At 71.2% G+C, this 5,502-nt stretch carries 7 protein-coding genes; all 7 read left to right on the top strand.

Translation table 11 applies throughout. From position 1 onward, the window contains the following. A partial coding sequence (locus FJ251_13035; GenBank protein ID MBM4118633.1) for a sigma-70 family RNA polymerase sigma factor occupies positions 1-347 on the top strand: 347 nt, incomplete at its 5' end. A 10-nt stretch (positions 348-357) separates the two neighbouring features. After that, positions 358-570, top strand: a complete 213-nt coding sequence (locus tag FJ251_13030) for a hypothetical protein (GenBank protein ID MBM4118632.1) — start codon at positions 358-360, stop codon at positions 568-570. Positions 571-605: 35 nt separating this feature from the next. After that, the gene (locus tag FJ251_13025) at positions 606-971 is read left to right on the top strand and encodes a hypothetical protein (protein ID MBM4118631.1); all 366 of its coding nucleotides are present in this window, start codon (positions 606-608) and stop codon (positions 969-971) included. Beyond that, entirely contained in the window at positions 964-1,869 is a 906-nt protein-coding gene (locus tag FJ251_13020) for an HDOD domain-containing protein (GenBank protein MBM4118630.1), read from the top strand. The genes FJ251_13025 and FJ251_13020 overlap by 8 nt, the downstream gene beginning before the upstream one ends. A 79-nt stretch (positions 1,870-1,948) precedes the next feature. Next, on the top strand, positions 1,949-3,475 hold the full coding sequence (locus tag FJ251_13015; protein ID MBM4118629.1) for a sigma-54-dependent Fis family transcriptional regulator: 1,527 nt from the start codon (positions 1,949-1,951) through the stop codon (positions 3,473-3,475). A gap of 119 nt (positions 3,476-3,594) precedes the next feature. Next, positions 3,595-4,647, top strand: a complete 1,053-nt coding sequence (locus FJ251_13010; protein ID MBM4118628.1) for a hypothetical protein — start codon at positions 3,595-3,597, stop codon at positions 4,645-4,647. A gap of 48 nt (positions 4,648-4,695) precedes the next feature. Then, on the top strand, positions 4,696-5,502 hold an 807-nt coding region (locus FJ251_13005; GenBank protein ID MBM4118627.1), incomplete at its 3' end, for a glucose-1-phosphate adenylyltransferase.

The following is a 5,502-nucleotide window of genomic DNA, read 5'->3' as shown; positions in this document are numbered from 1 at the left end:
TGCGCGTCGGCAAGGACGGCACCTATGCTTCCGTGCGCGAGATCCTCTCGGATCTGCGGGTGCCCAGCGCCCACGATCGCCTGGCCGACAAGGAGTTGCGCGACATCGTCGTCGAGACGCTCGAGCAGCTCGACGACAAGGAGCGCCTCGTCCTGACGCTCTACTACTTCGAGGAGCTGACGCTCGCGGAGATCGGCGAGGTGCTGGGCGTCAGCGAGAGCCGGGTCTGCCAGATCCACGGCAAGGCCGTGGGGCGGCTCCGGCTGCGGGTGCGCAGCCGCACCCACGAGAATCCACTGCCGCTGCGGCGTCCCCTCCGGCGCAAGGAGGCGACGGCGCAGCGCTGACGGGGGCGACATGGAAGACCTCCGGCGCATCGAGAGACCCGCCGCCGTGCCCCAGCCTGTGGGCAGCGGCACGCGTAGCCAGCCGGGGCGCAACCGGCGCGACGCCTTCCGGGACCTGCTCGAGCGCGAGCGCCGGGGCGAGCGGGAGCCGGCGGGGCCGCCGCCCGCAGCGGAGGACGAGGAGCAGCGCGCGCCCGGCGGCCATCTGGACGAACGGGCCTGAGCCCGCGGCAGCGCGGGCCATCGGAGGTGAGCGAGATGCAGGAGATCCTGGAACCGGTGCTTCAGGGCGGGAGCCTCGCGGCGGCGCTCTGGATGGGCGTCTTCGGGACGGCGCTCCTGCTGCTCGTCGGTCTGCTGCGGCGCAGCGCGACCGGACGCGCGCGCGCGCAGCGGCTGCGTGCGGAGCGCGAGGCGCGGGCGACGGCCGAGGTCGGCCAGCGCCGGCGCGTGGAGCGCGCCTACGCGACGAGTCCCGAGGCCGCGGCGCCAAGCGCGCTGAGCGCGGCACTGCCGCCCGCCCTGTCGCCGACAGCCGAAGCGAGCTGTCCGGCCGAGCTCAGTCGCCGCCTCGATCGCCTGGAAGCGCGGGTGCTCGCGCGGAGAGCGGGCGGCCATGGCTGATGATCTCGATCGCTTGATGGCGCGCGTGGGCAAGCTGCCCACGATGCCGCACGTCGCCTCGAAGATCCTCGAGCTCGTCGGCGATCCCTCGACGAGCGCGCGCAAGCTGCAGCTGGTCATCGACAGCGATCAGGTGCTCGCGCTGCGCATCCTGAAGGTCGCCAACAGCGCGCTCTACTCGCTGCCGCGCAAGGTGAAGACCCTGCGCGAGGCGATCGTGATGCTCGGTTTCAACCACATCCGCAGCCTCGTGCTCGCCGAGGCGATCCAGAATCTCTTCAAGGGCAAGGGCAAGCGGGGCGACCTGCTCGAGTCCATGCTCTGGGAGCACTCGGTGGGCGCGGCGCTGGCGGCGAAGACCGTGGCCCTGGGCACGGTGCCCGAGCTCAGCGAGGAGGCCTTCGTCACCACGCTCGTGCACGATGTGGGCAAGCTGATCCTGCTCCAGAGCGACCCGGCGGGCTACCAGGAGATCATCGAGGCGATCTACAGCGAGTACCACCCCTTCGCCGAGTTCGAGCAGAAGCGCTACGGCATGGACCACGCGGAGGTGGGCGCCGCCCTCGCCGCGCGCTGGAATCTGCACGAGCGTTCGGTGGAGGCGATTCGCCTGCATCACGCCGACACCGGCGAAGATCCCCTGACCGACCTGCTGCGCATCGGCAATGCCATCGCCTGGAAGGCGGAGTGGGGCTTCCGCCGCGAACCCGAGCTGGCCCTCGGGAGCCTGCCCTGCGCGCAGCGCCTGGGGCTGGACGCGGCGCGGCTGGCGGAGTACCTCACCCTGAGCCGCGCCCTGCTCGACGGCGAGCGCCAGACCTTCGGCGTGCCGGAGCTCGGGCACAGCCGGCGCGACGCAGCGCCGGAGTCGGCCGAGCTGGGGCTCTCGACGACTTGACAGCCGGCGGCGGACGGCCTAGACTGCTGCCAAGATGTCAGCCAACGGCCCAATCCCTTGTTTCGCAAAGGGTTGATCGATGTCGCCGGAATCGCCGCTGCGCGCCGATGGGTTCTTTCTTGTCAGCCGTGACCCCTCGCTCCTGGCCGCCGTGGCGAGCTGGGGCCCCCTGGAGGGCACCCCGGTCTTCGACTATCCGAGTCTCCAGGCCGCCTACGGGGCCCTCGACGCCTACCAGCCGCTGATCCTGCTCCTGGACCGCCGCAGCGAGGAGGGCAGCGTCCTCGGCCTGCTGCGCAAGATCCGGCGGCGGCACCGCGACCTCGAGCTCATCCTCCTGGAGAGCCCGCGCAGCGAGCGGGTGCGGCGAGAGGAGCGCCTGGCCGGCGTCGACCTCTTCCTCGACCTGCCGCTGCCCGACCGCGACCTGCGACTCCTGCTCGAGCGGCGCCTGCGCCTGAGCCGCTTTCGGCGGGACTGCCACGTGATCGGCAAGAGCGAGCCCCTCGAGCAGATCCTCGAGATGATCCTCCACATCGCACCGACGGACATCAGCGTGCTGATCACGGGTGAGAGCGGCACGGGCAAGGAGCTGATCGCCCAGACGCTGCACCGCTACAGCCGGCGCGCGAAGGGGCCCTTCCTCGCCCTCAACTGCGGCGCGCTGCCCGAAGGCACCCTCGAGAGCGAGCTCTTCGGCCACGAGCGCGGCGCCTTCACGGGGGCGACGGCGGCCCACGCCGGCCACTTCGAGCGCGCCGACGGCGGCACGCTCTTCCTCGACGAGATCGGCGAGCTGAGCCCGGCCATCCAGATTCGTCTGCTGCGCGTGCTCGAGACGGGCGAGTTCATCCGCATCCCCGGCGTGCGCACGCAGTCGGCGGACGTGCGCCTGCTCGCGGCCACCAACCGCGATCTCAACCTCGAGGTGCGCGAAGGCCGCTTCCGGCGCGATCTGCTGCACCGGATCAAGGTGATCGAGATCCGCGTGCCGCCCCTGCGCGAGCGGCCGGAGGACGTGCCGCTGCTCGTCGAGCACTTCCTGCGCGAGCTGCACGCCAAGGAAGGCACGCCGCTCTTCGAGCTCGACGGCGAGCTGATGGAGGTCCTCACGCACGCGCCATGGCTCGGCAACATCCGCGAGCTGCGCAACACGGTGCAGCGGATGGCCGTGCTGGCGCGCGGCAGCCGCCTCGGGCTGGTCGATCTGCCGGCGGACTTCGTCCGCCAAGCGGAGGCGCCGCGCGGCAATCTGCCCGTCCCGCTCAGCCTGCGGCCGGAGGACGCCGAGCGCGAGCTGCTCTACCGCACCCTGCTCAGCCTGCGCGAGGAGGTGGGGGAGGTGCTGGGCATCCTGCGGCGCTTCGAGCGGGATCTCGCCGCCGACGAGCTGAGCGTCAGCCGCGGCCCAGAGGCCGGCGGTGGACTCGGCCTCGGCCGCGACCTCAGCCGGGCGGAGAGCGCGGGCAACCTGGAGGCGATGGAGCGCCGGCTCGTCGAGCAGGTGCTGGCCGAGAATCGCGGCCATCGCCGGCGCACGGCGCGGCAGCTGGGCATCAGTGAGCGCACGCTCTACCGCAAGCTCAAGGAGTACGGGCTGGACTGAACGGGAGCGCGCATTTTCCCTGGCGCCAAGGGCTTGACCTCGCCTATCATTCGTCGCAGGCCCTTCTGGCTTGCTCCCTGCACAGGCAGCAACCCATACACAACGGATGCGGTGATCCGATGCGTCTTTCTCCCTTCCGCTGGCTGCTCCTGCTCGGCGCCCTCCTCGCCGCCTGGCCGGGCGGCGCCGGGGCGACCAAGTACACGGCCGACTTCCTGACCAAGGGCACGGGCGCGCGTCCGCTCGCGATGGGCGGCGCCTTCGTCGCCGTGGGCGACGACAACAACGCGCTCTTCTTCAACCCGGGCGCCCTGGGCGCGATGGACGGCAGCAGCCTCAGCCTGATGCACGCCGAGCGCTTCGGCGGCCTCGTGCAGGTGGACCACGCCGGCTTCCATCGCACGCTGGACCTCTATGGTCGCCGCGCGAGTCTGGGGCTCTCGGTGCTCCGCCTGGGAGTCGACGACATCGTCTTCACCGGGGACCACCCCTTCAACGATATCAATGGGAACGGCGAGTTCGACGGTCCGGAAGAGCTGCCCATCACCGGCATCGACCCCAGCTACTTCCGCACGGTGAGCGATCAGGAGTGGGGCATCCTCGGCATCTACGCGACGCAGGCGCGCGGCTGGTCGCTGGGCGGCGGCGTGAAGGTGATCTACCAGTCGGTGGGCGAGTACAACAGCTTCGGCTTCGGCCTCGATGCCGGCGTGCTGAGCCCGCCCCTGGGGCACGGGCTGCGCGCCGGCCTGAAGGTGCAGGACCTGACGGGCACCTACGTGGCCTGGAGCACGGGCGTCTCGGAGTCCGTGGCGCCTTCGCTGCGGCCCGGGCTCGCCTGGCGACGCGACTTCAGCGGGCTGAATGCGGGGCTCCTGATGGCGGCGGATGCCGAGCTGCGCTTCGAAGACTACGGCGAGGCGGCCACCTGGAGCGGCGGCGGCTTCAGCGTCGATCCCCACTTCGGCGGCGAGCTGTGGCTGCTCCAGGTCGTAGCCCTGCGGCTCGGCCTGGACGGCGAGTCCTGGACGGCCGGCGGCGGTCTGCGCCTCGCCGGTCGAGCCGGGCTTCTGCCCTGGGACTTCCTCGAGACCCTGGCCCTCGACTACGGCTTCGGCAGCCATCCCGACCTCGACGGCAGCCACCGGCTGGGCCTGGACATGCGCTTCTAGTCCGCAGCCGGTCGCCGCCGCGGGCGGCGCCGCCCGCAGGGGAGGAGGATGGACAGCGTCCTGACGATGATCCTCGCCGGCGGCTCGCCGGACGGCCTTGGCCCGCTCGGTCGCGATCGGGCCAAGACGGCGATTCCCTTCGGCGGCCGCTACCGGCTCATCGACTTCTCGCTGAGCAACTGCGTCAACTCCGGCCTGCGGACGATCTACATCCTCACCCAGTACAACCCGCGCAGCCTGCGCCGCCACGTGCGGCTCGGCCGGCCCTGGGACCTGGACCGCAGCATCACGGGCGGCGTGCGCGTGCTGCTGCCCTACTCGGGCGCGCATCAGACCTCCTGGTACCGCGGCACGGCCGACGCCCTCCTGCAGAACCTGGACATCATCCGGCGCAGCACGAGCCGCTACGTGCTCATCCTGAGCGGGGACCACATCTACAAGATGGACTACCGGGAGCTCTTCCACCGGCACATCGTCACCGGCGCGCGGCTGACCGTTGGCACGCGATTGCGCCGCCATGGCGATGAGCACCGCTTCGGTCTGCTCGACGTCGATCCGCGCGGTCAGGTGGTCGGTTTCCGCGAGAAGCCGGGCGAGCCCTACGGCACCGATGCGAGCATGGGCATCTACTGCTTCGAGAAGGACTACCTGATCCAGGGGCTGCACGAGGCGGCGGCGCGCGGCGGCACCGACCTCGTGCGCGAGGTGGTGATGCCCGCGGTGGGGCGCGAATCGGTGACTACCTATCGCTTCGACGGCTACTGGGAGGACGTGCCCGATCTCGAGGCCTTCTACCGCGCGAACCTGCTGCTCGTCGACGCGGCGCCGCCGATCGCGCTCGACGATCCGGGCCCC

It is taken from the genome of bacterium (genome assembly GCA_016873475.1).
Classification (GTDB): Bacteria; Krumholzibacteriota; Krumholzibacteriia; order JACNKJ01; family JACNKJ01; genus VGXI01.
This window is presented reverse-complemented; position numbering and strand designations above follow the sequence as displayed.

What these genes read in the sequence shown, in the direction of transcription:
- FJ251_13030 (MBM4118632.1), top strand. Translation starts at nt 358, where the DNA reads ATGGAAGACCTCCGGCGCATCGAGAGACCCGCCGCCGTGCCCCAGCCT.
- FJ251_13025 (MBM4118631.1), top strand. Translation starts at nt 606, where the DNA reads ATGCAGGAGATCCTGGAACCGGTGCTTCAGGGCGGGAGCCTCGCGGCG.
- FJ251_13020 (MBM4118630.1), top strand. Translation starts at nt 964, where the DNA reads ATGGCTGATGATCTCGATCGCTTGATGGCGCGCGTGGGCAAGCTGCCC.
- FJ251_13015 (MBM4118629.1), top strand. Translation starts at nt 1,949, where the DNA reads ATGTCGCCGGAATCGCCGCTGCGCGCCGATGGGTTCTTTCTTGTCAGC.
- FJ251_13010 (MBM4118628.1), top strand. Translation starts at nt 3,595, where the DNA reads ATGCGTCTTTCTCCCTTCCGCTGGCTGCTCCTGCTCGGCGCCCTCCTC.